This is a genomic window from Megasphaera indica, assembly GCF_046614755.1.
GTDB classification, from domain to species: Bacteria; Bacillota; Negativicutes; order Veillonellales; family Megasphaeraceae; genus Megasphaera; species Megasphaera intestinihominis.
The window spans coordinates 1-217 of sequence record NZ_JBKKJR010000098.1; the positions used below are offsets into that span (position 1 = coordinate 1).

Consider the following 217-nt stretch of genomic DNA (forward strand, 5'->3'; position numbering starts at 1 on the left):
GGGTTGCGCTCGTTGCGGGACTTAACCCAACATCTCACGACACGAGCTGACGACAGCCGTGCACCACCTGTTTTCTTGTCCTCCGAAGAGGAACGGGACATCTCTGTCCCTGGCAATCAATGTCAAGGCTTGGTAAGGTTCTTCGCGTTGCGTCGAATTAAACCACATACTCCACCGCTTGTGCGGGCCCCCGTCAATTCCTTTGAGTTTCAGCCTT

1 rRNA gene is annotated in these 217 nt (G+C 54.4%); it reads right to left on the reverse strand.

Annotation, left to right across the window (positions count from 1 at the left end):
- A 16S ribosomal RNA gene (locus ACFCTO_RS12320) occupies nt 1-217 on the reverse strand; the annotation flags it as partial.